The sequence below is a fragment of the Variovorax sp. NFACC27 genome (assembly GCF_048301545.1).
In the GTDB taxonomy this organism is placed as follows: domain Bacteria; phylum Pseudomonadota; class Gammaproteobacteria; order Burkholderiales; family Burkholderiaceae_C; genus Variovorax; species Variovorax gossypii.
In genome coordinates this window covers 1770864-1794565 of record NZ_CP157613.1, presented here as the reverse complement: position 1 = coordinate 1794565, position 23702 = coordinate 1770864, and the positions used below count along the sequence as shown (strand labels likewise).

Annotated in this window: 19 protein-coding genes; 7 read left to right on the top strand and 12 right to left on the bottom strand. The window is 69.5% G+C overall.

Annotated features, from left to right (window positions below; translation table 11 throughout):
* Window position 1: 1 nt before the first annotated feature.
* The 9 genes from ABL840_RS08350 to ABL840_RS08310 form a co-directional block, all read right to left on the bottom strand.
* Window positions 2-1483, bottom strand: a complete 1482-nt coding sequence (locus ABL840_RS08350) for an N-acyl-D-amino-acid deacylase family protein (protein ID WP_093299862.1) — start codon at window positions 1481-1483, stop codon at window positions 2-4.
* On the bottom strand, window positions 1480-2391 hold the full coding sequence (locus tag ABL840_RS08345; protein WP_093299860.1) for a MurR/RpiR family transcriptional regulator: 912 nt from the start codon (window positions 2389-2391) through the stop codon (window positions 1480-1482). Before ABL840_RS08345 ends, ABL840_RS08350 begins: the two co-directional genes overlap by 4 nt.
* Before the next feature lie 25 nt (window positions 2392-2416).
* Window positions 2417-3733, bottom strand: a complete 1317-nt coding sequence (locus ABL840_RS08340) for an amino acid deaminase (protein WP_418116226.1) — start codon at window positions 3731-3733, stop codon at window positions 2417-2419.
* Window positions 3730-4710, bottom strand: coding sequence for an ABC transporter ATP-binding protein (locus tag ABL840_RS08335; RefSeq protein ID WP_093299859.1), 981 nt, complete (start codon window positions 4708-4710; stop codon window positions 3730-3732). Before ABL840_RS08335 ends, ABL840_RS08340 begins: the two co-directional genes overlap by 4 nt.
* A gap of 154 nt (window positions 4711-4864) precedes the next feature.
* On the bottom strand, window positions 4865-5911 hold the full coding sequence (locus ABL840_RS08330) for an ABC transporter ATP-binding protein (RefSeq protein ID WP_093299857.1): 1047 nt from the start codon (window positions 5909-5911) through the stop codon (window positions 4865-4867).
* The gene (locus ABL840_RS08325; RefSeq protein ID WP_093196271.1) at window positions 5911-6750 is read right to left on the bottom strand and encodes an ABC transporter permease; all 840 of its coding nucleotides are present in this window, start codon (window positions 6748-6750) and stop codon (window positions 5911-5913) included. The genes ABL840_RS08330 and ABL840_RS08325 overlap by 1 nt, the downstream gene beginning before the upstream one ends.
* A 5-nt stretch (window positions 6751-6755) precedes the next feature.
* Window positions 6756-7709: an ABC transporter permease gene (locus ABL840_RS08320; protein WP_093299856.1), complete on the bottom strand. Its 954-nt coding sequence runs from the start codon at window positions 7707-7709 to the stop codon at window positions 6756-6758.
* Window positions 7709-8977: a lactonase family protein gene (locus tag ABL840_RS08315; protein WP_093299854.1), complete on the bottom strand. Its 1269-nt coding sequence runs from the start codon at window positions 8975-8977 to the stop codon at window positions 7709-7711. The genes ABL840_RS08320 and ABL840_RS08315 overlap by 1 nt, the downstream gene beginning before the upstream one ends.
* Window positions 8978-8997: 20 nt before the next feature.
* On the bottom strand, window positions 8998-10572 hold the full coding sequence (locus tag ABL840_RS08310; RefSeq protein WP_093299853.1) for an ABC transporter substrate-binding protein: 1575 nt from the start codon (window positions 10570-10572) through the stop codon (window positions 8998-9000).
* A 202-nt stretch (window positions 10573-10774) separates the two neighbouring features.
* Here ABL840_RS08310 and ABL840_RS08305 point away from each other — a divergent pair, with 202 nt between their 5' ends.
* On the top strand, window positions 10775-11164 hold the full coding sequence (locus ABL840_RS08305) for a RidA family protein (RefSeq protein WP_093196278.1): 390 nt from the start codon (window positions 10775-10777) through the stop codon (window positions 11162-11164).
* A 12-nt stretch (window positions 11165-11176) separates the two neighbouring features.
* On the opposite strand, the gene ABL840_RS08300 is transcribed toward ABL840_RS08305, so the two are convergent.
* A complete protein-coding gene (locus tag ABL840_RS08300; RefSeq protein WP_093197194.1) occupies window positions 11177-11773 on the bottom strand; it encodes an ATP-dependent Clp protease proteolytic subunit in 597 nt (198 codons plus the stop codon).
* Between the two features lie 102 nt (window positions 11774-11875).
* Here ABL840_RS08300 and ABL840_RS08295 point away from each other — a divergent pair, with 102 nt between their 5' ends.
* Window positions 11876-12649, top strand: a complete 774-nt coding sequence (locus ABL840_RS08295; protein ID WP_093196280.1) for a sigma-70 family RNA polymerase sigma factor — start codon at window positions 11876-11878, stop codon at window positions 12647-12649.
* A gap of 58 nt (window positions 12650-12707) precedes the next feature.
* Window positions 12708-13208 (top strand): hypothetical protein, encoded by a 501-nt coding sequence (locus ABL840_RS08290; protein ID WP_093299851.1) that lies wholly within the window; start codon window positions 12708-12710, stop codon window positions 13206-13208.
* A gap of 4 nt (window positions 13209-13212) precedes the next feature.
* Here ABL840_RS08290 and lolD read toward each other — a convergent pair whose 3' ends face one another.
* The gene (gene lolD, locus ABL840_RS08285) at window positions 13213-13890 is read right to left on the bottom strand and encodes a lipoprotein-releasing ABC transporter ATP-binding protein LolD (protein ID WP_093299850.1); all 678 of its coding nucleotides are present in this window, start codon (window positions 13888-13890) and stop codon (window positions 13213-13215) included.
* On the bottom strand, window positions 13883-15139 hold the full coding sequence (locus ABL840_RS08280; RefSeq protein WP_093196288.1) for a lipoprotein-releasing ABC transporter permease subunit: 1257 nt from the start codon (window positions 15137-15139) through the stop codon (window positions 13883-13885). The genes lolD and ABL840_RS08280 overlap by 8 nt, the downstream gene beginning before the upstream one ends.
* Before the next feature lie 55 nt (window positions 15140-15194).
* Between ABL840_RS08280 and ABL840_RS08275 the strand changes: the two genes are divergently transcribed.
* The 4 genes from ABL840_RS08275 (at window position 15195) to ABL840_RS08260 (ending at window position 23636) form a co-directional block, all read left to right on the top strand.
* A complete protein-coding gene (locus tag ABL840_RS08275) occupies window positions 15195-16163 on the top strand; it encodes a hypothetical protein (protein ID WP_093299848.1) in 969 nt (322 codons plus the stop codon).
* The gene (gene recJ / locus ABL840_RS08270; protein ID WP_093196293.1) at window positions 16160-17881 is read left to right on the top strand and encodes a single-stranded-DNA-specific exonuclease RecJ; all 1722 of its coding nucleotides are present in this window, start codon (window positions 16160-16162) and stop codon (window positions 17879-17881) included. The genes ABL840_RS08275 and recJ overlap by 4 nt, the downstream gene beginning before the upstream one ends.
* A 159-nt stretch (window positions 17882-18040) precedes the next feature.
* Window positions 18041-19249: a sensor domain-containing diguanylate cyclase gene (locus tag ABL840_RS08265; protein WP_093299847.1), complete on the top strand. Its 1209-nt coding sequence runs from the start codon at window positions 18041-18043 to the stop codon at window positions 19247-19249.
* A 208-nt stretch (window positions 19250-19457) separates the two neighbouring features.
* Window positions 19458-23636 carry a WGR and DUF4132 domain-containing protein gene (locus ABL840_RS08260; RefSeq protein WP_093299845.1) on the top strand — a complete coding sequence of 1393 codons (4179 nt, stop codon included), beginning with the start codon at window positions 19458-19460 and terminating at the stop codon, window positions 23634-23636.
* Window positions 23637-23702: the final 66 nt, after the last annotated feature.

Here is a 23702-nt window from a genome sequence, read left to right as displayed (position 1 = left end):
CCTAGATGGCGCTCCCGCGCGTGAGCATCCGCCCCGCGCGCGCGAGCACCCGGGCCTCGGCCTCGCCGCCGCGATAGGCCAGCACGCCGTTCACGAACACGCGCTCCACGCCCAGGCTCACGCCGTGCGGCTTGTCGTAGGTGGCGGTGTCGGCGATGGTCTCGGGGTCGAACACCACCACGTCGGCCATGGTGCCGGCGCGCAGCAGGCCGCGGTCGGCGATGCGCAGGTTGCGCGCGGTCATGCCGGTCATCTTGTGCACCGCCTGCTCCAGCGTGAAGAGCCGTCGCTGGCGCCAGTAGCGCGCGAACACCCGCGGAAAGGCGCCCCACAGGCGCGGATGCGGATGGCGGTCGTGCGGCAGGCCGTCGCTGCCGATCATGGTGAGCGGATGCGAGATGACGCGCTCCACGTCTTCCTCCTGCATCTGGAAGTAGCAGGCGCCGCCGGGCTTCAGCCGCAGGCAGGCATCCTGCTCGCTCACACCCCATTCGCGCGCGATGTCGGAGATGAGCCTGCCCGTCATTTCCGGATGCGGATCCGACCAGGTCAGCAGCACGTCGATCACTCCGTCCACCAGGTCCTCGCGCAGCACGGTCGAGCCGGCCACGTAGGGATACACGTCCATCGCGATCTTCTGGCGCTGCGCGAGCGACTCGATCAGCGGCAGCGTCTCCTTGGTGCGGCCCCAGTTGGCGGGTCCGGCGCACTTGTGATGCGAGATGACCAGCGGCACGCCGGCCTCGAAGGCACAGTCGCCGGCCTCGTGCAGCGCCTCGATGATCTGCTGCATCTCGCTGCGCAGGTGCGTGGCGTAGACGCCGCCGTGGCGGCTCACCACGCGCGCCAGCGCGGTCACTTCCTCCGCGGGCGCCGCGAAGGCTTCCTCGTAGAACAGGCCCGAGGACATTCCGTGCGCCCCGTCGGCCATGCAGCCGTCGAGCAGCGCCTCCATGCGCGCCAGCTCGTCGGCGCTGGCCGGGCGGTCCAGCGCCTCCATGGCGGCGAAGCGCAGCGTGGTGTGGCCGACCAGCGCGGCCACGTTGAGCGCGGGCTGTATCGCATCGACGGCCGCGCGGTACTCGGCCATGGTCGCGTGCTTGAACGAATCGGCGCCCAGCAGCGTGAGCGGCGGCAGCGACTGCGGCGTGCGGTACGGCGCAAGCGAGATGCCGCAGTTGCCCGTCACCACGGTCGTGATGCCCTGCGACACCTTGGGCAGGCACAGCGGATCGCGCAGCACGATGGCGTCGTCATGCGTGTGCGCGTCGATGAAGCCGGGGGCGATCACCTTCGCGCGGCAGTCGACGACCTCGACGTCGGCCAGCGCCAGGCCGTCGGGCAGCCGCCCGCGCAGGCCTTCGCCGAGCGCGACGATGCGGTCGCCCTGCAGCAGCACGTCGCCGGGCCACGAGGGTCCGCCCGAGCCGTCGACCACCAGGCCGGCCTCGAGCAGGACGGCCTTCTTGTTGCTTTCGCTCACGATGCGCTCCCTCCGTCGTTCACGCCGCCGCCGTCCCAGCTCTGCAGCGGATGCGTGGTGGCATCGATGCCGTGGCGCTGGAATGCCTCGCGCGCGCGCTGCAGGCGCTGCACCGCGGGCTCGCCGCGGCGCTGGGCCACCAGCACGGTGAGGATCTCGATGACGGTGAGGTGCGTGAGATAGGCGTCGATGCCCACGTGCATCACCGCATCGTCGGGCACCGAGAGGCTCAGGAGAAAGTCGGCCTTGGCCGCGAGCGCCGTGCCGGGCCGCGTGAGCGCGACCACCTTGGCGCCCTGCCCGCGCGCGATGTCCACCGCGTCGAGCAGCGAGGGCATGCCGCCCACGTGCGAGATGGCGATGACCACGCCGCCCGGGCGCTGTGCCGCGCCGGCCACCTGCTGCAGGTGGTAGTCGGCCCAGGCGTTGGCCGACAGGCCGAGGCGGAAGAGCCGCGCCTGCAGGTCGTTGGCCATGAACCACGAGGTGGCGCCCGCGCCGTACAGGTCGACGTGCGGCGCCGCCGCGATGGCGGCCACGGCGCCGTCGAGCACCTGCATGTCGAGCTGGCCGCGCACGCCGGAAACGGAGGCGGCCGCGCTGCGCGCGATCTTGCCGACCACTTCGTCGGCTGCGTCCTCGATGTTCACGCGGCGGTGCAGCGGCGAGCCGCCCAGCGCGAGTTCCTGCGCGAGCGCGAGCTTGAACTCGCGCAGCCCGGCAAAGCCGAGGTCGCGGCAGGTGCGCATGATGGTCGGCACCGAGCTGCGCGAGCGCTCGGCGAGCTGTTCGAAGCTCTCTTCGAGCACGCGGTCGGGGTCTTCGAGGATCAGGTCGAGAATCGCGCGCCGCGTCGCCGGGGCGTCGCTGCGGATGTCCGCGATCCTCTGGAGCAGTGAGGGAGTCATCGGTGTGCGCTCGGAAGTCGCTCGGTCAGAAATGCATGGCCACCGCGTCGCTCACGCGGTAGTCCTGCTCGACAACCGGCATCCAGTGCCACTTGTCGAAGGTGGTGCAGGGGTGCGAGATGCCGAGGCCCACGCGGTCGCCGACCTTGGGCGCCACGGCTTCCTCGCTCGCGTCCCAACGCAGGTAGGCATGCTGGTCGTTCAGCGCGGTGATCTTCCAGCCTGCCGTCACGCCCTGCGGCTGCAGTTCGCCGCGCGCCGCGCGTGCGATGGGCACGGGCAGCGAGAGGTCGAAGGAGATGTCGCGCTTGCCCACGGCCAGGATCGCCAGGCCCGGCTCGGGGCGCGACTGCACCGTGGCCCAGACTTCCATCGCCGGCACCAGGCTTTCGCCGCAGCCGCAGCCCAGGCGCTCGTCCACCGCACTCACCATGCGCTTGTAGAAGCCATGGTCGTGCGTCACGTAGCAGCCCGAGCGCAGCAGGCCGCGCACCGGCGCGCCCAGCGCGGGCTTGAGACGGCCTGCCACGAGGTCGAAGATGGCCGAGCCGCCGGCCGAGACCAGCACCTCGTCGGTTTCGAAGAGCTTGTTCTCGTCGCAGTGGCGAGCCACGGCTTCGACACGGTCCATCAGCGTCCTGGCGTAGGCGGAGTCGGGCTCGCTCTGGCCGGTGGCGCCCTGCCCTTCGTAGCACTCGATGCCCACGAGCTTGACCGCATCGCTCGCGCGCAGCCGCGTGGCCAGCGCGACGGCCTCCTCGTGCGTGCGGCAGCCGGTGCGCGCGCCGTCCACGCCGATCTCGACCATCACCTCGAAGGGCACGCTCGCGGGATGGCGCTTCGACCAGTCCTCGATCAGCGCGAGCTGCGCCAGCGAATCGACCAGGAACACGATGCGCAGGTCGGCATGCTCGCTCAGCAGCATCTGGATGCCGGCCAGGTCCTCGTCGCTCACCACCTGGTTGGCGATGAGCGTACGGCGCGCGCCGGCCGCGACGCCCACGGCCAGCTGCGTGACAGTGGCGAAGGTCAGTCCCCAGGCGCCGGCGTCGAGCTGGCGCTGGAAGAGCTGCGGCGACATGGTGGTCTTGCCGTGCGGCGCGAGGTCGATGCCCCACTCGCGCACTCGCGACTGCATCCACGACAGGTTGTGTTCGAGCGCCTCGCGCTTGAGCACGGCCAGCGGCAGCGGCAGGTCGCCGGCCAGCACGTTCCAGCCGGCGGCGCCGATCTCGCTGCGGCGGCGCGGCGCGGCGGTGCGCGGATAGCCCTTGAAGTTGCTGCCCAGCAGCGGGTCGTTGAAGTCGTTGTCGGCGGCGGTCATGGCGGTGTTGGCGGTCATGCAGCGATGTTGGATAAGAGTTCTTGGGTTCGAATGCAGGCGCTGTAGTGTCCCGCCGAAATCTCTTCCAGCGGCGGAACGGTCTGCGCACAGGCGTCGACGGCATGCGGGCAGCGCGTGCGGAACACACAGCCCGAGGGCGGCGAGATGGGGCTCGGGATGTCGCCCTTCAGCGCGATGCGCTCGGTCGCCATCTCCGGATCGGGCTTCGGGCTGGCGGCCAGCAGCGCCCGGGTGTAAGGATGCGAGGGGCGCGCGAACAGCTCCTCGGTGGTGGCGACTTCCATCACCTTGCCGAGGTACAGCACCACCACGCGGTCGCACAGGTACTCGACCACGTCGAGGTCGTGCGAGATGAAGAGCATCGTCAGGCCCAGCCGCTCGCGCAGGTCGGCCAGCAGGTTGATGACCTGCGACTGGATCGACACGTCGAGCGCCGACAGCGGCTCGTCCGCCACGATGAACTCGGGCTCCACCGCGAGCGCGCGCGCCACGCCGATGCGCTGGCGCTGCCCGCCCGAGAACTCGTGCGGAAAGCGGTTCGCATGCTCGGCGCGCAGGCCCACGGTCTCGAGCAGCTCGGCAATGCGCCTGTCGCGCGCCGCGGCGCCCTTGTGCAGGCCATGCGTGGACAGCGCCTCGCCGAGGATCGCGCTGATGCGCATCTTCGGGTTCAGGCTGGCGTACGGGTCTTGAAAAATGATCTGCAGCTTGCTGCGCAGCTTGCGCATGCGCTCGCCCGACAGCTCGCCGATGTCGTCGCCGCGGTACAGCACCTGGCCGCCGCTGCGCTCCAGCAGGCGCAGCACGGTGCGGCCAATGGTGCTCTTGCCCGAGCCCGATTCGCCGACCAGGCCCAGCGTCTCGCCGGGCTGGATGGCGAAGGAGACGTCGTCCACGGCGCGCACCGGGCGGTCGCTGCTGCCGAAGTACTTCTTGAGTCCTCGGACTTCGATGAGAGGAGCTGCGGTGGTCATCGTGGGTTTCTTGTATTGGCTCCCTCCCCCTCTGGGGGAGGGTTGGGGTGGGGGCTCCGGGCGATGGAGACTGTCGCGGCGATGGAACGGCCGATTGCCCCCACCCCGGCCCTCCCCCAAAGGGGGAGGGAGTAAGACGAAAGCGGCGCGCGGCTCATGCGGCCCTCGCGAGTGATTGGTCGGGCTGCACGCGAATGCAGCGTGCCTGGCGGCCCTGCCTGATGTCGATCAGCGGCGGCATCGCGTCCTTGCAGCCTGCGAGCGCAAGATCGCAGCGCGGCTCGAAGGCGCAGCCCGGCGGCGGCGCCAGCGGGCTCGACACCTGCCCGCGAATGGCGAACAGGCGCTTGGGCTTGGGCTGGCCGGGCTGGCGCGCCTTGCCCGGCAGGCAGGCCAGCAGGCCCTGCGTGTAGGGATGCTCGGGCTGCGCAAACAGCGGTCGCACCGGCGCGCTCTCGACCACGCGGCCCGAATACATCACGACCACGTCGTCGGCATGGTGCGCGACCACGCCGAGGTTGTGCGTGATGAACAGGATGCTCATGCCCGTCTCGGCCTGCAGCCTGCGCATGAGCTCGAGGATCTGCGCCTGGATGGTCACGTCGAGCGCGGTGGTCGGCTCGTCGGCGATCAGCAGCGTCGGGTCGCAGGCCATGGCCAGGGCGATCATCGCGCGCTGGCGCATGCCGCCAGATAGCTGGTGCGGGTACTCGTGGATGCGCTGCGCAGCGGCCGGGATCTCCACCAGCTCCAGCATGCGCTGCGCATGCGCGAGCGCCGCCTTGCGGTCGAGCCCCTTGTGCAGGCGCACGCTCTCCGCGATCTGCTCGCCGATGGTGAACACCGGGTTCAGGCTGGTCATCGGCTCCTGGAAGATCATCGACAGCTGGTTGCCGCGCAGCGAGCGCATCTCGCGCTCGCCGATCTGCAGCAGGTCGAGCGACTTGCCCTCGCGCGTCACGAAGGAAGCACTGCCGCTGACCTGCGCGTTGGCGGTCTTGGGCAGCAGGCGCATCAGCGTGAGGCTGGTGACCGACTTGCCCGAACCCGATTCGCCGACCAGCGCGGTCGTCTTGCCGGGCTGGATCGAGAAGCTCACGTCGGCCACCGAGCGCACGAGGCCGTCCTCGGTGGGAAAGCTGGTGCTCAGGTTGCTGACCGTGAGACGCGGGGTCTGGTTGTCGTTGGCGGTCGTCGTCATCACGCGCCTTTCTTGAGCTTGGGGTCGAGCAGGTCGCGCACGCCGTCGCCCAGCAGTTGCAGCGACAGCGCCGTGAAGATGATCGCAAGGCCCGGGAACAGCACCACCCAGAAGGCCTGGTGCGCGTACTGCTGGCTGCCCGCGACCATGGTGCCCCAGGTCGGGATCTCGGGCGGCACGCCGACACCGAGGAACGAGAGGCCGGCTTCGGCCAGGATGGCGTAGGCGAAGATGAACGACACCTGCACCAGGATCGGCGACATCAGGTTCGGCAGGATGTGCCGCCACAGGATGCGCGAGGTGCGCACGCCCAGCGCGCGCACGGCTTCGACGAAGAGCAGTTCGCGCACCACCAGCGTGGAGGCCCGCACCACCCGCGCCACGCGCGGCGTGTAGACCAGCACCAGCGCCAGCACGGTGTTCACGAGCGAGGGCCCGAGAATGGCCACCAGCGCGATCGCCAGCAGGATGTCGGGGAAGGACATCATCGCGTCCACCACGCGCATCAGCGGCGCGTCGAGCCGGCGGAAGAAACCGGCCATCAGGCCCAGCACGGTGCCGGCGATCACGGCGCCCAGCGCGGTGAGCGCGGCGATGGCCAGCGAGTAGCGCGCGCCGTGCACGATGCGCGAATACAGGTCGCGGCCGAGCTCGTCGGTGCCGAGCAGGTGCTCGGCGCTGGGCGCCTTCAGGCGCTCCAGCACGGCCGTGTCGTTGGGGTCGATGGAAGCGAACAGCGGCGCACCGATCGCGAGCACCGCGATCACCAGCAGCACCAGCGCGGACACCATCACGATGCGTCTGTGCATCAGTTGGCGGAGCATTCGGGGCATTTGCATTTTCCTCAGACCTTCACGCGCGGGTCGACCACCGCGTACAGCAGGTCGATGGAGAAATTGATGAGCACGTAGATCGCGGCGATGACGAGCAGCGCCCCCTGGATCACAGGGTAGTCGCGCCGCAGCACCGCGCTGACCACGAGGTTGCCCACGCCCGGCAGGCCGAACACGGTCTCGGTGATGACGGCGCCGCCGATCATGAGAGCCACCGTGAGGCCGATCACCGTGACGATGGGCACCAGCGCGTTGCGAAGCGCGTGCTTGAGCACCACGGTGCTTTCGCTCAGGCCCTTGGAGCGCGCGGTGCGCACGTAGTCTTCACCCAGCACATCGAGCATCGAGGCGCGCGTGAAGCGGATGATGAGCGCTGAATTCAGCAGGCCCAGCACCGTGGCCGGCAGCACCAGCGAATGCAGCCGCTCTGCGAACGGCGCATCGGGCGCGCCGTAGCCCGACACCGGGAACCAGCCGAACGAAACCGCGAAGATCTGGATCAGCACGATGCCCAGCCAGAAGCTCGGAATGCTCGCGCCCAGCATCGCGATGCCGGTGAAGAGCTGGTCGACCACCCGCCCCCGGAACACCGCCGAGACGATGCCGCAGGGCACGCCGATCAGCGCCGCGATGGCCACGGCCATCAGCGCGAGCAGCGTGGTGGGTTCGGAGCGCTCCCACAGCGCCTGCGTCACGGGGCGCTGCAGGAAGATCGACTGGCCGAGGTTGCCCTGGAGCACCTCGCGCAGCCAGTAGCCGAACTGCACGGGCAGCGGCTTGTCGAGGCCGTATTCCTTCTGCACGCGGGCGATGTCGGCGGCGGTGGCCTGGTCGCCCAGCAGCACCGAGACCGGGTCGCCCGAGGCGGCGCGCGTGAGCACGAAGACGAGCACCGCCACGATGGCGAGCACGATCAGCATGCCCGCGGCGCGGGAGGCGATGTAGCGGAAAAGCGATTTCTTCATCACGCGGAGAACTCGATGGCTGCCGCGCTGCCCACCGCGACGTATTGGCCGGTGAACTGGATGTCGCCCCCCTTCACGCGGAAGACGGTCACGTTGTCGCCCTGCTTGTTGTGGCACACGTAGAGGAAGCGGCCGCTCGGGTCGAGCGTGCAACTGCGCGGGTAGTTGCCGCGCGACCATTCCTCGCGCACCAGCGTGGGAGCGCCGGTGCGGGCGTCGACCTTGAAGATCGAGATCGAGTCGTGCAGCCGGTTGAGCGACACGAAGTGCTGGCCGTCCGGCAGCATGCGGATGCCCGATGCGTAGCTGGTGCCCTTGAAGCCCTTGGGCAGCGCCGAGGTCTCGCTCACCAGCGTGAGCACGCCGGTGGCGTTGTCGTAGCGCATGAAGGCGATGGTCGATGCCTCTTCGTTCACCAGGTAGAGCCACTTGCCGTTCGGGTGGAACACGAAGTGGCGCGCGCCGGAGCTTTCGGACACGGCCACCGTGCTCGGCTGGCTCAGCACGCCGGTGATGCGGTCGAAACGGTACGAGATGACGCGGTCGAGCCCCAGGTCGGCCACCAGCACGAAGTCGCCCTTCGGGTCGGCATGCACCATGTGGGCGTGCGGGCCGTCGTGGTCGCTGGTGGCGAAGCCTTCGTGCGAGCGCGCGGCCTGCGGCACCACGTCGGCGCCGGGCTTGCAGGGGGTGGACGCGCCGCAGGCTTCCACGTCCTTGTAGACGACGGCTGCAACGCTGGCATCTGGCGTGCCGTCGGCGCGCAGCGCGAGCACGCTGACGTCGCCGCTCGCGTAGTTGGCGGTGAACAGAAAGCGGCCGTCGGGGTGCACGCTGATGTAGGCCGGGTCCTTGCCGCCGCAGGGTGTCTCGGAGACGAATGTCAGCGCGCCGTTCGCGCCGATACGGAAGGCCGAGACCGAGCCGGCCTCGAACTCGTTGGCCGCATAGAGCATCGGCAGCTTCGGATGGCGCGCGAGCGAGGCAGGGTTGCGCAGCTTCGCGCCCTCGCCCGTGCTGGCCACGGCCGCCGGTGCGCCCGCAATGGGCTTGAGCGCGCCGGTGGCGCCGTCGAGCACGAACTGGTGCACGCCCTGTCCGCGCCCGCCGCGCCACGGCTTGCCGCCGTCGCTGTAGGTGCCGACGTAGGCGTAGACCGGGCCCTGGGCGGCAGCCCGGGCGGCGAAGGCAAGGGAAGATTCGAGGCCGAGGGCCCCGAGGCCGGAGACCAGTGCGCTGGCTTGCAGAAGTTGGCGACGCGACGGCATGGCTGTGTGTCTCCGCCTTCTTACTTGATCTTCGCGTTCCAGAAGAACGGCCAGGTCGCGGGCTGGTAGTTGTCCAGCGCCGGGCTCTTGGCCGAGAGGCCGTTGAACTTGCCGACGTTGATGTACGGCACCTCGTCGTACACCACCTGCTGCACCTTGCCCCACAGCGCGCCGCGCTTGGCAGGGTCGCTCTCGACGTTGAAGGCCTGCAGCGCCGTCTTCTTGGCGGGCGAATCCCACCAGCCGGGCGCGCCGTCGCCGAGCTGCGGCGGCGAGAGCATGGGCTCGGGGAACTGGCCCGAATGGGTGACGTAGATGTCCCACAGCTTGGCGTCGTTGCGGCGCTGCACCAGCGTGGCCCAGTCGACCACGTTGAGGTCGACCTTGAAGCCGGCGCGCTTGAGCTGCTCGGCCATCAGGAGCGCCATGTTGTAGTGGAAGTCGTACTGGCGGCTGGTGAGCACGCGGATCGGCTCGCCCTTGTAGCCGGCCTTGGCGGCGGCTTCCTTGGCCTTGGCGGCGTTGCGCTGGTTGTACTGGTCGGCGCCTGCGGCCGAGTAGAACGGCGAGCCCTTCGGGAAGTGGTTGGCCTCGGCCACGAAGAAGCGCGTGTCGCCGAAGCCGGCAGCGAGCATCTCGCCTTCGCCCAGCGCGGTCTGGATCGCCTGGCGCACCGGCTGGCTGGCGGCCACGCCTTCCTTGGTGTTGAGCACGAGGTACGGGAAACCGAACGAGGGCGTCATGATCGGCACGGTCTTGCCGCCCGACTTCTCCAGGCGCGGCAGCGCCTCCACCGGCAGCAGGTCGGCGAAGTCGTACTGGCCGGCCAGCGCGCCCTCGACGCGGGTGCTGGCGTTGGGCACGGGCACGAAGCGCAGCTCCTCGATGGCCGCTTCGCGCTTGCCGCCGTAGCCGCTGGCGGCTTCCTTGCGCGCGCTGTACTTGTCGAAGCGGGTGAGCAGCACGAACTGGTCGGGGCGGCGCTCCTTGAACTTGTAGGGGCCGGTGCCCACGAAGTCCTTCAGCGGCGAAGCGATGGAGTCCTTGGCCATGATGGCGGCCATGCCGCTGGGCAGCGCGAGTTGCGAGAGCAGCGGCGCGTAGGGCTCCTTCAGCACGATCTCGACCGCCAGCGGGCCCTTGGCCTTGAGGCTGTCGACTTCCTTGCCCACGGCCTTGCCGCGCGGCGACTGGTCCATCCAGCGCTGCAGGCTGGCCACCACGTCGTCGGCCGTGAGTTCGCGGCCGTTGTGCAGCATCACGCCCTTGCGCAGGGTGATGGCGTAGGTCTTGCCGTCGGCGGAGATCTTCGGCATGCCCTCGGCCAGCATCGGCACCACGTTCCACTTGGCGTCGAAGGTGTAGAGCGTCTCGTAGACGTGCTGCATGATGGTTCCGACCAGGTCGGCGGTGGACGCCATCGGGTCGAGCGTCTGCGGCTCGGCCACCATCGCCAGCGTGGCGAAGTTGCGCGGGCCCTGTGCGTGGGCGCCCTGTTGGGGCAGCGCGGCGCACAGCATCGCGAGCAAGGAGGCGCCCAGCAGGCTGCGTTTGGACAGCTTGGGCAGACACTGGGCAAGACCGGCGTGGGGCATGGGGAACTCCTTCATGAGGCGGGCTGGTTTGTGAAAGAAATTTTCTCTTTGGCCCGGACTTTGAAGCAGTATTCATGCCTAATCATCCGTGTTAACCCTTGTTCAGGGGTTATTTTGAAATAGATTTTCAAATCAGAGGGATACTCGCGGCGCGTTTCCGCTCTTTCCGTTTCTCTTTTCTTTCATCACACAAGGAGTTCCCATGCCCCTCGAATACCTCGGCGCCCCGCCCCTGGCTTCCGACCGCCAGGTCCGCCCCTTCTCCCCGGCCGTGCGCGCCGGCGACTTCATCTACGTGTCGGGCCAGGTGCCCGTGAACAAGGAAGGCGAGATCGTGGCCGGCGGCATCGAGGCGCAGACGCGCCAGGTGATGGAGAACATCAAGACCGTGCTCGCGCTGGCCGGCGCCACGCTCGACGACGTGTGCAAGAGCACCTGCTGGCTGCAGGACGCGCGCGACTTTGGTGCCTTCAACCGCATCTACATGAGCTACTTCGGTGAAAACAAGCCGGCGCGCTCGACCACCGAGGCGCGGCTGATGGTCGACGCACGCGTCGAGATCGACGTGGTGGCCTACAAGCCCAAGGCCTGATCCGGCACGCGGTCAGCCTTGCAGCTCGGTCTTGCGCTGGATGATGCGCGAGACCAAGCCGTACTCCACGGCCTCCTCGGCCGACAGCCAGCGGTCACGTTCGATGTCGGCCAGCACCACGTCGATGGGCTTGCCGGTCTCGCGCGCGATCTCGTGCGCGATGCGCTGGCGGGCCTTGATGATTTCCTGCGCCTGGATGGCGATGTCTGTCGCCTGCCCGCCCGCGCCGCCGCTGGGCTGGTGGATCAGGAAGCGCGTGTTCGGCAGGCACACGCGGCGCTCGCGCGGCGCCGCCAGGAACAGGTGGGTGGCCGCGCTGCCCACCCAGCCGGTGCCGATCATGTTCACCGGCGCGCTGATGAAGCGCACGATGTCGTGGATGGCGTCGCCCGACTCCAGGTGCCCGCCGGGCGAGCTCACGAGGATGTCGATGGGCTTCTCGGGGCTGTCGGCGTCCAGCGCGATGAGCCGGCGCGTCACGTCGGCGGCCACGGAGTCGCTGATAGTGCCGAAGATCAGCAGCGTTCGCGACTTGAACGCCTTTTCCTCCAGGTAGGAGTTGCGCGGCTCGGCGGTGGCGGCGGGCTTGGTGTCGTCTTCCGATTCCATTGAGAACATGGTGGGCTGCATGAAGAAAGCTCCTGTGGTTGAACTGTCTTGACGAACAAGCCCACAGTTTCGTGACATTGCTGGCTATGGCAAGCTGTGCCGATGCTCGATGAACGCTATCTCTCGCAATTCCCGGCACTGCGCGGCCGGCTGGTTCGCGCGGCGGCGCGCATGCTCGGCGGCCCGGCGGATGCCGAGGACGTGGTGCAGGACAGCTACCTGCGCGCGCTGGAAGCCGGCGACGGGCCCGGGCCGGATTCGGTGCAGGCCTGGCTGACGACCGTGATGCAGAACCTTGCGATCGACAGGCTGCGGCGGGACGGGTGGATGCAGCGGTGGCTGAAGGAGGCCGGAGGGCTTGCGCCCGATGCATCGTCGGCCGAGGCCGAAGCAACGCTGGCAGAAGAAGCCGATAGCGCGTTGCGCATGTTGGCCGAACGCCTCAACCGGCCCGACGCCGCTGCGGTGCTGCTTCGCGAAGTCTTCGAGTTGAGCTACAGCGAGATCGCCGAGGTCAGCGGAAAGACCGAAGCCGGTTGCCGGCAGCAGTTGCATCGCGCCCTGATGCGCTTGCGCGGCGGCGAAGCGTCCTCATCAGAGCGTACACGGGACGAAACCGAAACGGAGGCGGCGCTTCACCTCTATCGCCAATCGCTGCAGAACCGCGACGCGAACGTACTGCTCGCCATGCTGCGCCAGCCCGCGACGCGCGCTGTCGTGCGTTCGGCAGCTGCAGGGGCAACAAAGACACCCGATGCCGTCTGCCAGGTCACTCACGTTGCAGGGCAGATTGGCCTCGTGCTGACGTTGGGCAACCAATTCGTCTGCGTGCTGCCGTTGGGCACGCGGAATGTGCGCGAGGAAGCGCCGGCCTGACAGTCGAGCGAAGCCGGTCCGGCGGCAAAATCCGGCAATGAACAGAAGCTTGTGGGGGATGACGGGAGCGCTCCTGGGCGGACTCTGGATTGCAGTGTTTTTTGCCGCGCTCGGCACACAGGCACTCATCAAGGAAGCGAAGAGAGAGGAGCTTTCAGTCGCTTCAGGGTTGTTTATCGGTGTCGAGCCGGGCAAAGGACGGGCGCGATCCACGAACTATGCGGTCATCGAGTCCGGTGGCCGCTCCGAGCGCTTCTCCATCCATGCATGCGAACAACAGATCGTCCGAGTGGCACAAGGCACCTCGGTTTCCGTTCTGCACGATGGCTCCAGGCTCTTCGAGATGACGGCTGACGGCCAGGCGCAATGCGCCTATGCGTCCACTGCCCAGGTCCTGGCGCAGGCTCGAAGCAGCAGCCTTAAGTGGACTCTCTCCATTGCCACGGGGGGCACGTTGCTGGTGCTGCTGGCCATTTGGTCACGCTGGCGGACCAGCCGCCACCTAATACGGCTTCGAGCCGCTATGCAGCGCCGCGAAGCCGGTGGTCCCGACAGCTAGCGACTCAACCCGCCAGGCGCCCCGCCACCAGCTGCAACACCCGGTCGCAGCGCTTCGCCAGATCCTGGTCGTGCGTGACCATCACGAAGGCGGTGCCGTGCCGGTGCGCGAGGTCGAGCATCAATGCGAACACCGTGTCGGCTGTGCTGCGGTCGAGGTTGCCCGTAGGCTCGTCGGCCAGCACGCAGGCCGGCTCGGTGACCAGCGCGCGCGCGATCGCCACGCGCTGACGCTCTCCGCCCGAGAGTTCTGCCGGACGGTGGTGCAGGCGCTGGCCCAGGCCCACGCTCTCGAGGATCTTCGCTGCCGACTGCGCCGCCGCATGAGGCTCGGTGCGGCGGATCTTCAGCGGCATCGCCACGTTGTCGAGCGCGCTGAACTCGGGCAGCAGGTGATGGAACTGGTAGACGAAGCCCAGGTGCTGGTTGCGCAGACGGCCCTGCTCCGCCGGATCGGCATGCGCGATGTCCTTGCCCAGCAGCTCGACCTTGCCAGCCGTGGGCTCGTCGAGGCCGCCCATCAGGTGCAGCAGCGTGCTCTTGCCGGAGCCGGAGGCGCCGACGATGGCGAGCGTTTCGCCGGCGTGCACGTCGAGGTCGACGCCGTGCAGCACGGTCAGGTCGAGCCTGCCCTCGTGGAACCGCTTGGTCAGTCCACGGGCCTTCAATACAACTTCACTCATAGCGCAGGGCTTCGGCAGGGTTCACGCGGCTGGCGCGCCAGCTCGGGTACAGCGTGGCGACGAAGGCCAGCACCAGGGAAATGATCGCGATGGGCACGATGTCGCTTTGCTGCGGATCGCTGGGCATCTTGCTGATCAGGTAGATGTCCTTCGGCAGGAAGCTCGCGTGGAAGAGCTGCTCCAGGAAGGGCACGATCACGTCGATGTTGTAGGCGATGCCCAGGCCCAGCAGCAGGCCGGCCACGGTGCCGATCACGCCCACCATTGCGCCCTGCACCACGAAGATGCCCATGATGCTGCGCGGCGAACTGCCCAGCGTGCGCAGGATGGCGATGTCGGCGCGCTTGTCGGTCACGGTCATGACGAGCGTGGAGACCAGGTTGAAGGCCGCCACCGCCACGATCAGCGTGAGGATGATGAACATCATGCGTTTCTCGACCTGCACGGCCGCGAACCAGGTCTTGTTCTGGCGCGTCCAGTCGCGGATGAGGAACTCGCCCGGCAGCGTGACTGCGAGCTGGTCGGCCACGTCGCGCGCCTCGTTGAGGTTCTTGAGCTTCAGGCGGATGCCGGTGGGCCCCTCGAGGCGGAACACCTTGGCGGCGTCCTGCTCGTGCACCATGGCCAGCGCGGAGTCGTATTCGTAGTGGCCCGAGTCGAAGGTGCCGACCACGGTGAACTGCTTCAGCCGCGGCACCACGCCCGCCGGCGTGACCTGCCCGCCCGGCGCCACCAGCGTGACCTGGTCGCCCGGCTGCACGAAGAGCGAACGCGCCAGCTCCGCGCCGAGCACGATGCCGAACTGGCCCGGCACGAGCTTGTCGAAGGTGCCCCTGGAGGCGATGCCGTTGATGTCGGTGACCTCGGGCTCGAGCTTGGGATCGATGCCGCGCACAATCGTGCCCTTCATGTCCTCGCCGCGCGCAATGAGCGCCTGGGTGTTGATGAAGGGCGCCGCGCCGACCACCTCGGGGTGCTTGCGCGCCGCCGCCATGATCTCGTCGAGCTGCTGCAGCGCCTGGCCGTCGCGCGAGAAGATCTCGATGTGCGACACCACGCCGAGCATGCGGTCGCGCACTTCCTTCTGGAAGCCGTTCATCACACTGAGCACAATGATCAGCGCCGCCACGCCCAGCGCGATGCCGAGCATCGAGACACCGGAGATGAAGGAGATGAAGCCGTTGCGCCGCGTCGCCCGTCCCGCGCGCGTGTAGCGCCAGCCGAGCTGCAGTTCATAAGGAAGTCGCATAGGGTCGGAATTGTGGCATTCCGGATGGCCCTGGGGCTTCCCGGACAATAAGGGGATGGCCGAAACCTCCCCACGCCAATTACTGATTCCCTTCGCCGGCCGCGGTTCCCCGTCGTGCCGCGCGGCCCTGCCCACGCTTCGGCTCCCCAATCTCGAAAGCCTGCTCTCCCGCCTCACCCTCGCCGACACCGATACGCAGGACGAAAGCACGCGCTCGCCTCCGCATGAACGCGCGCTGGCACAGGCGCTGGGCATCGCCTCGCCCGACGGCTGCATCCCCTGGGCCGCGCTGGAAGCGCGCCGGCTGGGCATCGCCGCGCCCGGCGACACCGAAGGCTGGGGGCTGGTCACGCTGTGCAACTGGCAGGTCGGCATCGACGACGTGGTGCTGGGCGACCCGGCATCCATCGAGATCGATGCCGCCGAATCGGCCGCCCTGCTCGACGCCGCGCGACCCTTCTTCGAGGAAGACGGCATCGCGCTGCACGCCTCGCCCGTGCCCGGCCGCTGGCTGGCGCGCGCCGGCATCTTCGACGGGCTGGCCACCGCCTCCATCGACCGCGCGGTGGGTTATCCGGTCTCACAGTGGTCGCCGCTGGCCGACGCCGCGCGGCCGCTGCGCCGGCTGCAGAACGAAATGCAGATGCTGCTGTACACCCAGCGCGTGAACGACGAGCGCACCGCACGCGGCGTGCCGCCGATCAACTCCTTCTGGCTCGCCGGCACCGGCGCGCTGAAGAAGGAAGCCGCGGAACCGGCGACGGCGCCGACCGTGAACGACACCCTGCGCATCGCCGCGCTGCGCGACGACGGCATCGGCTGGGCCGCCGCCTGGCAGGCGCTCGACGCCGGCCCGCTGGCCGCATTGCTGGCCGACTACACGCGCGGCGCGGGCGACGTGTCGCTCACGCTGTGCGGCGACCGCGCCTCGCAGCGCTACACCGTGCAGCCGCGCGGCCTGGCGCGCTGGGCGAAGAGCCTGTTCGAGCGCAAGCAGGCTGCCACCATGCTGGAGGCGCTATGAAAATCGTAGCCCGCGACATTCCGCCGCGCACCGTCTGGGCACTGGAACAGGCCGGCGTGCATCCGCTGCTGGCAAGGCTTTTCGCGGCGCGCGGCGTGCGCGCCAAGGAAGAACTCGACGACGGCCTCGCGCTGCTGCTGCCGCCCGACGCGCTGCTCGGCACCCGCGAGGCCGCCGCGCTGCTGGCCGACGCCATCGCGCAGGACAGGCGCCTGTGCATCGTCGCCGACTACGACTGCGACGGTGCCACCGCCTGCGCGGTCGGCGTGCGCGGCCTGCGCCTGCTGGGCGCGAAGAACGTGAGCTACCTCGTGCCCGACCGCGTGGTCGACGGCTACGGTCTCACGCCGCCCATTGCCGAGCGCGTGGCCGCGAGCGGCGCCGACATGCTCATCACCGTCGACAACGGCATCGCCAGCGTCGAGGGCGTGGCCGCCGCCAAGGCGCGCGGCCTGCAGGTGCTGGTGACCGACCACCACCTGCCCGGCCCCGAGCTGCCCTCGGCCGACGTGCTGGTCAACCCCAACCAGCCCGGCTGCGGCTTCGAGAGCAAGAGCATCGCCGGCGTCGGCGTCATGTTCTACGTGCTGCTGGCGCTGCGTTCGGAGCTGCGCAGGCGCGGCGTGTTCGACACGGCCAGCCAGCCGAAGCTCGATGCGCTGCTGCCGCTGGTGGCGCTCGGCACGGTCGCCGACGTGGTGCGGCTCGATGCCAACAACCGCCGCCTGGTAGCACAGGGCCTGCGCCGCATCCGCGCGGGAAGCATGCCGGCCGGCGTCGCGGCGCTCTTCAAGGCGGCCGGGCGCAATGCTTCCGTTGCGACCACCTTCGACTTCGGCTTCGCTCTCGGCCCGCGCATCAACGCCGCGGGCCGGCTGTCGGACATGACGCTGGGCATCGAATGCCTGCTGACCGACGACGCGGGTCGCGCCGAAGAACTCGCGCGCATGCTCGACGGCATCAACCGCGAGCGGCGCGACATCGAGGGCGGCATGCGCGACCAGGCGCTGTTGCTGGCCGAGTCGCTGTTCGCCGCCGACGGCGAAGGCATCGAAGCGCCGCCGCCCGCCATCAGCGTGTTCGACGCGGGCTTCCACGAAGGCGTGGTCGGCATCGTGGCCTCGCGCATCAAGGACCGCTTTCACCGCCCCACCTTCGTCTTCGCCGCGAGCGGGGCGCCCGGCAAGGAGCAGGAGCTGAAAGGCTCGGGCCGCTCGATCCCGGGTTTCCACCTGCGCGACGCGCTCGACCTCGTGGCCAAGCGCCACCCCGGCGTGCTGCTGCGCTTCGGCGGCCACGCGATGGCGGCGGGCTGCACCGTCGCGCGCGAGCACTTCGAGACCTTCGAGAAGGGCTTCGCGCAGGTGGCGCGCGAGCTGCTGGCCGAGTCCGCGCTCACCCGCCAGATCGAGACCGACGGCCCCATCGCACGCGAGTACATGCGCATCGACCTCGTCGACACGCTGCACCGCGAGGTGTGGGGCCAGGGCTTCGCGCCGCCGACTTTCAGCGAAGAGGTGGAAGTGGTCTCGCAGCGGCTGGTGGGCGAAAAGCACCTGTCGCTCAAGCTCAGGCACCAGGGCCAGCCCATCGACGCGATGTGGTTCAGCCACACCGAGCCGCTGCCGCCACGCGTGAAGCTGGCGTTCAGGCTCGATGCGGACGAGTGGCAGGGCGTGCGCCGGCTGCGCTTCCTGGTCGAAGGCGCGGAGTTCTAGCCGGGCGCGTACGAGGGATACCCCGTACCCGCATCGGGCACGGAGACAGGCTCGCCGTCACTGCTTCGCGGCTACGATCGGCGGCTCACTTCGCACCAGCCTCTTGCCCGACCGGATGCCGCCCAGCCCCCGCCCCGTTCCAGCCACGCGCCGCAGCACATGGCGGCCGATGTGAGCCACGGCCTGCTGGCCGGACTGATGGTCTGCGGCCTCGTGCTGCTGGTGGTGTCCGGCGCGCGCCTGCATGGCTGGTATCTGCTGGCCAGCGGCTTCGCGCTCGCCGCCTTCGCGGGACTGGAACGCTTCGCGCCCGATGACCCGCTCGCGCACTGGGCAGCGCTCGCGCTGGTGCTGTGGGCCGCCTGCCGGCTTCAGTTCGTACGGCAGCTGCTGGAGCTGAGCCGGTTCGTGCCGCGCCTCGACAAGGTGGCCCTGGTGCTGCTCGCCACGCTGGCTCTCGCGGCGCTTCACTCCGCGGTCGAAACCCGGCTTCCCTCGATATTGCGCGTGCTGCAGGCACTGGTGGTCGCCTCCACCGTGATCCTCGCGGCCGGCGCGCTGGCGGTGCGGCGCCGGACGAACTGGCCTGCCCTGCTCTTCTGTGCCGGCGCGGTGCTGTTGATGGCGGGCATCTCGATCGCGCACCTCCCCGGCTGGAGCGAACAGCCGTGGGCGTCCGGGCGGGTGAACCCGGCGCAGGCCGCGGTGATTGCCGAGCTGGCGGTGCTTGCGCTGGCCGCCGCCGCGCGCCTGCGGGCCGAGCGGGCAATGGAAATGCGCGCGCATGCGCTCATGGCCGCCCCCGGCATCGACGCGCTCACCGGCGCCGCGAGCCGGACCGGCTTCGAACGCCGCGGCGAGGAATGGCTGCGCGAGGACCGGCAGTTCTCGCTGATGCTGATCGACCTGAACGGCTTCGCGGCGGTGAGCGAACGACACGGCCGCGCGGCCAGCAACGCGGTGCTGGCCGCCATCGCGCAGCGCCTGCGCGAGCAGGTGCGCGCCGACGACCTGGTGGCCCGGCTGGAGGGCAGTGCGCATGCCGGGGTTCGTGCACACGACAACAGCGACGACAGCTCGTTCGCGATCCTCCTGGTCGGCAACCCGCCACGGCAGAAGCTCGCGGAGATGGCCATCCGCATCGAGACCGCCGGCGCGCGCCCGGTGGCCCACGAGGGCCGGCTGCTCGCCGGCGGCGAGCTCAGCATGGGCATCGCCTGCCACCCCGCCGACGGCGACACGCTGGCCGGCCTGCTCGAATCGGCCGACCGCGCGCTGCAGCATTGCAAACGGCAGCGCATGGGGCCGGCCTATGTCTTCGCGGGCGAGCTCGGGCAGCGCCAGCATGCCGGCGGCGCGGCCGCGTGAATGATTTCTTCGTAACCGCTTCGCATCGCCCGGTGTACGAAGCGAAATCTTCTTGCCGCCAGGCGCCCCGCAGGGGCCAAGCCTTCACGCCGGCCCTTTATCCTCGGCGGCGAACCCAGCGGAAGGAATGAACCGCGCGCCCGTCGCAAGGGCTCGCGAGCGTCGTCGCCGACCGCACTTCATCGATTGACAGGAGGACGTTTTTTCCATGCGCCGTTTTGAACTGATCGAAGGAACCGCCAGCAAATTCTGGGAAATCGAGCAGGCAGACACCGAACTCAATATCCGCTGGGGCCGCATCGGCACTGCCGGCCAGAGCCAGACCAAATCTTTCGCCGACGCCGCCAAGGCCGGCACCGCGCTGACCAAGCTGGTGACCGAGAAGACCGGCAAGGGCTACAGCGAAGTCGGCGTGGCCGCCGGCACGGCCATCGGCAAGACCGAGGCGAAGCCGAAGGCCGAGGCGGCACCCAAGGCGCAGGCGGCCGCACCGGCAGCCCCGGCTGCGGCGCAGGAGCCCGCTGCGGCACCCGCAGCAGCACCAGCAGTTCCCACGGCCCCCACCGAGAGCATCGACGCGCAGGCCGAACGCGCATTCGAAGCGGTGCGCGCACAGATGGAAGCCGACCAGATCGCGTCCACGGAGGTGATCACCGTGGCAGTCCTCAAGCGCCAGCACGGCGTGAGCGAACAGGGCGCCGCCCTCGCCTTCAAGCGGCTGCGAAACACCGGCCTGCTGTACGGCTGGGGCACCAGCTGCACGCCCGCCAAGAACGCGCAGGCCCTCGCGAAGGAGCTGGGCGCCGCCTCGCCCGCGGCGCAAGGCGCCACGCCTGCACCGGCCAGCGCCGAGCCCGTGGCCGCGAGCGCCGACACGCCGCCGTGGCTCGCGGCCGGCACGCCCGTGCGGCTTTCGCCCGAGATGCAGCGCGAAGCCTTTCCCTCGCGCCGTTTTCCGGCCAAGCCCTTCGAGGAACTGCCGAGCGCCGGCGCGGCCTGGCTGCCGGTACGCCGCAAGCTGGATCTCAACGTCAACATGACGGGCACCGATGCCGCGCTGCGCGCTGCCGCCCAGCGCATGATCGACCGCAGCACGCAGCCCATTCCCGCGCCCGATGCCGAGGCCGACACCGTGCTGCTGGCGCTCGCGCTGGGCACCGGCGGCAACTACAACACGAGCGAGATGGGCGAGGTGGTGGTGAACTATCTCGTCAAGCAATACGGGCTGCCGGACACCGTCGACATGGTGCTCGCCGCGCAGCAGATCGAGGTGCAGTCCGCCTACGACCGGGCGACGAAGAAGCACCAGTACAGCTTCTCCGCCACCGTCACGCGCCAGATGGGCAGCTCCTACTACGGCCCGCTGGGAGCCGGCGAGCAGGCGCTGCGCGCGCATCTGTCGCTGGCCGCGCCCGAGGTCTGGCAGGACTGCCGCGACCGCATCGAGGCCGGCCTGCCCAAGGTGCACCCGATGCGCCAGCCGGCGCTCGCCATGCTGCTGCCCGACGCGCCCGAGATCTCGAACGCGCTCGTGCACACGCTGGCCGCCGACAAGTCCGCGCCCGAGACCTTGCACTGGCTGCAGCTCACGGCCACCGACCCCGATGCCATCGCGCTGGCCGCGAAGGTGCGCCTGAGCTATTCGGCCGGCTTCTGGGGCAGCGGCTCCATGACGAGCACGATGGTGCAGGAGCGCGGCGTGGACGCCGTGCCGGTGCTGGAGCGCGGCGCCGCGAACGACCACGCGGGCGACGCGCTCGCCTGCATCGGCACGCCCGAGGCCGTGCAGGCGTTGGCGCGCGTCGCCGGCAGTTCGAAGCAGGCATTGGCGCGGCTGGCGCTGGCCGTCGATCGCTGGCCGATGGCGGCGATTCCGGCGCTGTCGCGGCTGGTCGCGGCGGGCGGCAAGGACGCCAACCTCGTCACGCCCAGCCTCACGCGCCTGCTGCGCGCGCATGGCGCCGCGCTGCCGGCACTGCGGCCGTGGCTCGACGCGGGCGCACAGGCGGTGATCGACAAGCAGCTCTCGCTGCTCGCCGGCCCCACCGAAGTGGCCGACGCGAGCGAGCTGCCCGGCGTGCTGGCCGCGCCGCCCTGGCTCGCCAAGGTGCAGAAGAAGGCTGCCGGCGCGCTGGTGCTGGAACCGCTGGCCGTGGCACCGGTGGAGCAATGGGCCGAAGGCAAGCGCGAAAGCGCGCTGCGCCTGAACTCGTGGCAGACCGGCCGCCATGACGCCGCCGCGAAGAACGTCGAGACGCTGCTCGACGAGCTGGGCTTCGACAAGGGCCGCAAGAGCCTCGTGCCGTTCGCAAAGACCGCGGCAGCCGCCATCGCCGCCGGCAACGCCGACGGGCTCGTCACGAGCTGGCGCGAGATGGTGGCCGAGCGCAAGAAGGACCGCTACTACTGGTTCAGCTTCCACGCGAGCTTCGTGCCGCTGCTGCCGGCGCCGATCGGCATCGCGTTCTGGAACGCCGTGGCGGGCGAAGCCGAGAGCGACGACATCGGCCGCATCCTCGCCACCCACGGCCTCGCCGTGCTGCCCGGCCTGGTGGCGATGGTGCGCTCCAAGCCCACCGACAACCTCTCGTACGCGCTGTACTACGGCGCGGCCGAACTGGCCATGCCGGCAGCGCGCGCCTTCGCCAAGCTCAAGACGCTGCGCGCCGAAGGCCGCGAATGGCTGCTCAAGTACCCCGAGCACACAGCCTGCGGCCTGATCGCGCCCGCTTTGGGCAAGGCCGGCGAGGCGCGCGACTGCGCGGGCTCGGCCCTGCGCCTGCTGCAGGCCAACGGCCACGAGGCGCTGCTGCTCGAAGTGGCGGGCCGCTACGGCAAGCCCGAGGTGGTGGAGGCGCTGCGCGCGGTGCTCGAGGAAAGCCCGCTCGACCGCTTCCCCACCCGCCGCTCGAAGCTGCCCGAGTTCTGGCAGCCGCGCGGCTGGCGCCGGCCCACGCTGAAGAACGGCAAGGCGCTGCCCGACGAGGCACTCGATCACCTGGGCCAGATGCTGACCTTTCCGACCAACGAGGAAATCTACGGCGGCATCGCGGTGGTCAAGGAAGCCTGCGACGCCGGCTCGCTTGCCGAATTCGCCTGGGACGCCTTCACCGCCTGGCTCGAAGCCGGCGGCCCGAGCAAGGAAGGCTGGGCGCTCACCTCACTGGGCTTCCTCGGCAACGACGACACCGCGCGCAAGCTCACGCCCTTCATCCGCGCATGGCCCGGCGAATCGGCGCACGCGCGCGCGGTGACCGGCCTCGACGTGCTGGCGGGCATCGGCAGCGACGTGGCGCTGATGCTGCTCAACGGCATCGCGCAGAAGGTCAAGTTCAAGGGCCTGCAGGACAAGGCGCGCGAGAAGATCGACGCCATCGCCGAGGCGCGCGGTCTGAGCACCGAGGAACTCGAAGACCGGCTCGCGCCCGACCTCGGCCTCGACGAGCAAGGCACCATGCGGCTGGACTTCGGCCCGCGCGCCTTCAAGGTGGGCTTCGACGAGACGCTCAAGCCGTATGTGCGCGAGACCGGTGCCGACGGCGTGGACGGCGCGCGCCTGCCCGACCTGCCCAAGCCCAAGAAGACCGACGACGCCGAGCTGAGCAAGGAAGCCGTCGAGCGCTTCAAGCTGCTCAAGAAGGACGCGCGCACCGTCGCGAGCCAGCAGCTGCTGCGCCTCGAGGTGGCGATGTGCGCGCGCCGCCGCTGGACGCCCGACGTGTTCCGTACCTTCCTGGTCGAGCATCCGCTGGTGCGCCACATCGTGCAGCGGCTGATCTGGGGCGTGTACGAGGTGGCGGGCGGCGGCAGCTACGGCGGCACGCTGAAGGCCTGCTTCCGCGTGGCGGAGGACGGCAGCTACACCACGGCGGAGGACGATGCCTTCGAACTGCCCACGGGCGACAACCTGCGCATCGGCGTGCCGCACGCGCTCGACCTTCCGGCCGCCGACGCCGCGGCCTTCGGCCAGGTGTTCGCCGACTACGAACTGCTGCAACCCTTCGCGCAGATCGGCCGCGACATCTACACGCTGACCGACGACGAGAAGAAGAGCCTGAAGCTGGAACGCTGGAAAGACGTGAAGGTGCCCACCGGCCGCGTGCTGGGGCTGGCCAACAAGGGCTGGCGCCGCGGCCAGGCGCAGGACGCCGGCTGCATCTGGTACTTCAGCAAGCCGCTGGGCACCAACCGCGTGATCGAGCTGAGCCTGGACCCCGGCATCATCGTCGGCATGGTGGACGAATACCCCGAGCAGACGCTAGGCCAGGTGCAGGTGGGCAAGCCCTCGGGCTGGGGCGACATGAGCGAGGCCGAGGAGCTGCACCTGCTCGACCCTATTTCCGCCAGCGAACTCATTCGCGACATGGAAGGTTTGCGAGCGGCATGAGGCTCGTCGCCCGCGGCCGGGCAAGCCGGCCGCGCGGTGCTTCCGAACATTGACCCAACCGATTTC

Coding starts and splice junctions, on each gene's coding strand:
- ABL840_RS08345 (WP_093299860.1), bottom strand. CDS start 2,391: ATGACTCCCTCACTGCTCCAGAGGATCGCGGACATCCGCAGCGACGCC.
- ABL840_RS08340 (WP_418116226.1), bottom strand. CDS start 3,733: ATGACCGCCAACACCGCCATGACCGCCGCCGACAACGACTTCAACGAC.
- ABL840_RS08335 (WP_093299859.1), bottom strand. CDS start 4,710: ATGACCACCGCAGCTCCTCTCATCGAAGTCCGAGGACTCAAGAAGTAC.
- ABL840_RS08330 (WP_093299857.1), bottom strand. CDS start 5,911: ATGACGACGACCGCCAACGACAACCAGACCCCGCGTCTCACGGTCAGC.
- ABL840_RS08325 (WP_093196271.1), bottom strand. CDS start 6,750: ATGCAAATGCCCCGAATGCTCCGCCAACTGATGCACAGACGCATCGTG.
- ABL840_RS08320 (WP_093299856.1), bottom strand. CDS start 7,709: ATGAAGAAATCGCTTTTCCGCTACATCGCCTCCCGCGCCGCGGGCATG.
- ABL840_RS08315 (WP_093299854.1), bottom strand. CDS start 8,977: ATGCCGTCGCGTCGCCAACTTCTGCAAGCCAGCGCACTGGTCTCCGGC.
- ABL840_RS08310 (WP_093299853.1), bottom strand. CDS start 10,572: ATGCCCCACGCCGGTCTTGCCCAGTGTCTGCCCAAGCTGTCCAAACGC.
- ABL840_RS08305 (WP_093196278.1), top strand. CDS start 10,775: ATGCCCCTCGAATACCTCGGCGCCCCGCCCCTGGCTTCCGACCGCCAG.
- ABL840_RS08300 (WP_093197194.1), bottom strand. CDS start 11,773: ATGGAATCGGAAGACGACACCAAGCCCGCCGCCACCGCCGAGCCGCGC.
- ABL840_RS08295 (WP_093196280.1), top strand. CDS start 11,876: ATGCTCGATGAACGCTATCTCTCGCAATTCCCGGCACTGCGCGGCCGG.
- ABL840_RS08290 (WP_093299851.1), top strand. CDS start 12,708: ATGACGGGAGCGCTCCTGGGCGGACTCTGGATTGCAGTGTTTTTTGCC.
- lolD (WP_093299850.1), bottom strand. CDS start 13,890: ATGAGTGAAGTTGTATTGAAGGCCCGTGGACTGACCAAGCGGTTCCAC.
- ABL840_RS08280 (WP_093196288.1), bottom strand. CDS start 15,139: ATGCGACTTCCTTATGAACTGCAGCTCGGCTGGCGCTACACGCGCGCG.
- ABL840_RS08275 (WP_093299848.1), top strand. CDS start 15,195: ATGGCCGAAACCTCCCCACGCCAATTACTGATTCCCTTCGCCGGCCGC.
- recJ (WP_093196293.1), top strand. CDS start 16,160: ATGAAAATCGTAGCCCGCGACATTCCGCCGCGCACCGTCTGGGCACTG.
- ABL840_RS08265 (WP_093299847.1), top strand. CDS start 18,041: ATGGCGGCCGATGTGAGCCACGGCCTGCTGGCCGGACTGATGGTCTGC.
- ABL840_RS08260 (WP_093299845.1), top strand. CDS start 19,458: ATGCGCCGTTTTGAACTGATCGAAGGAACCGCCAGCAAATTCTGGGAA.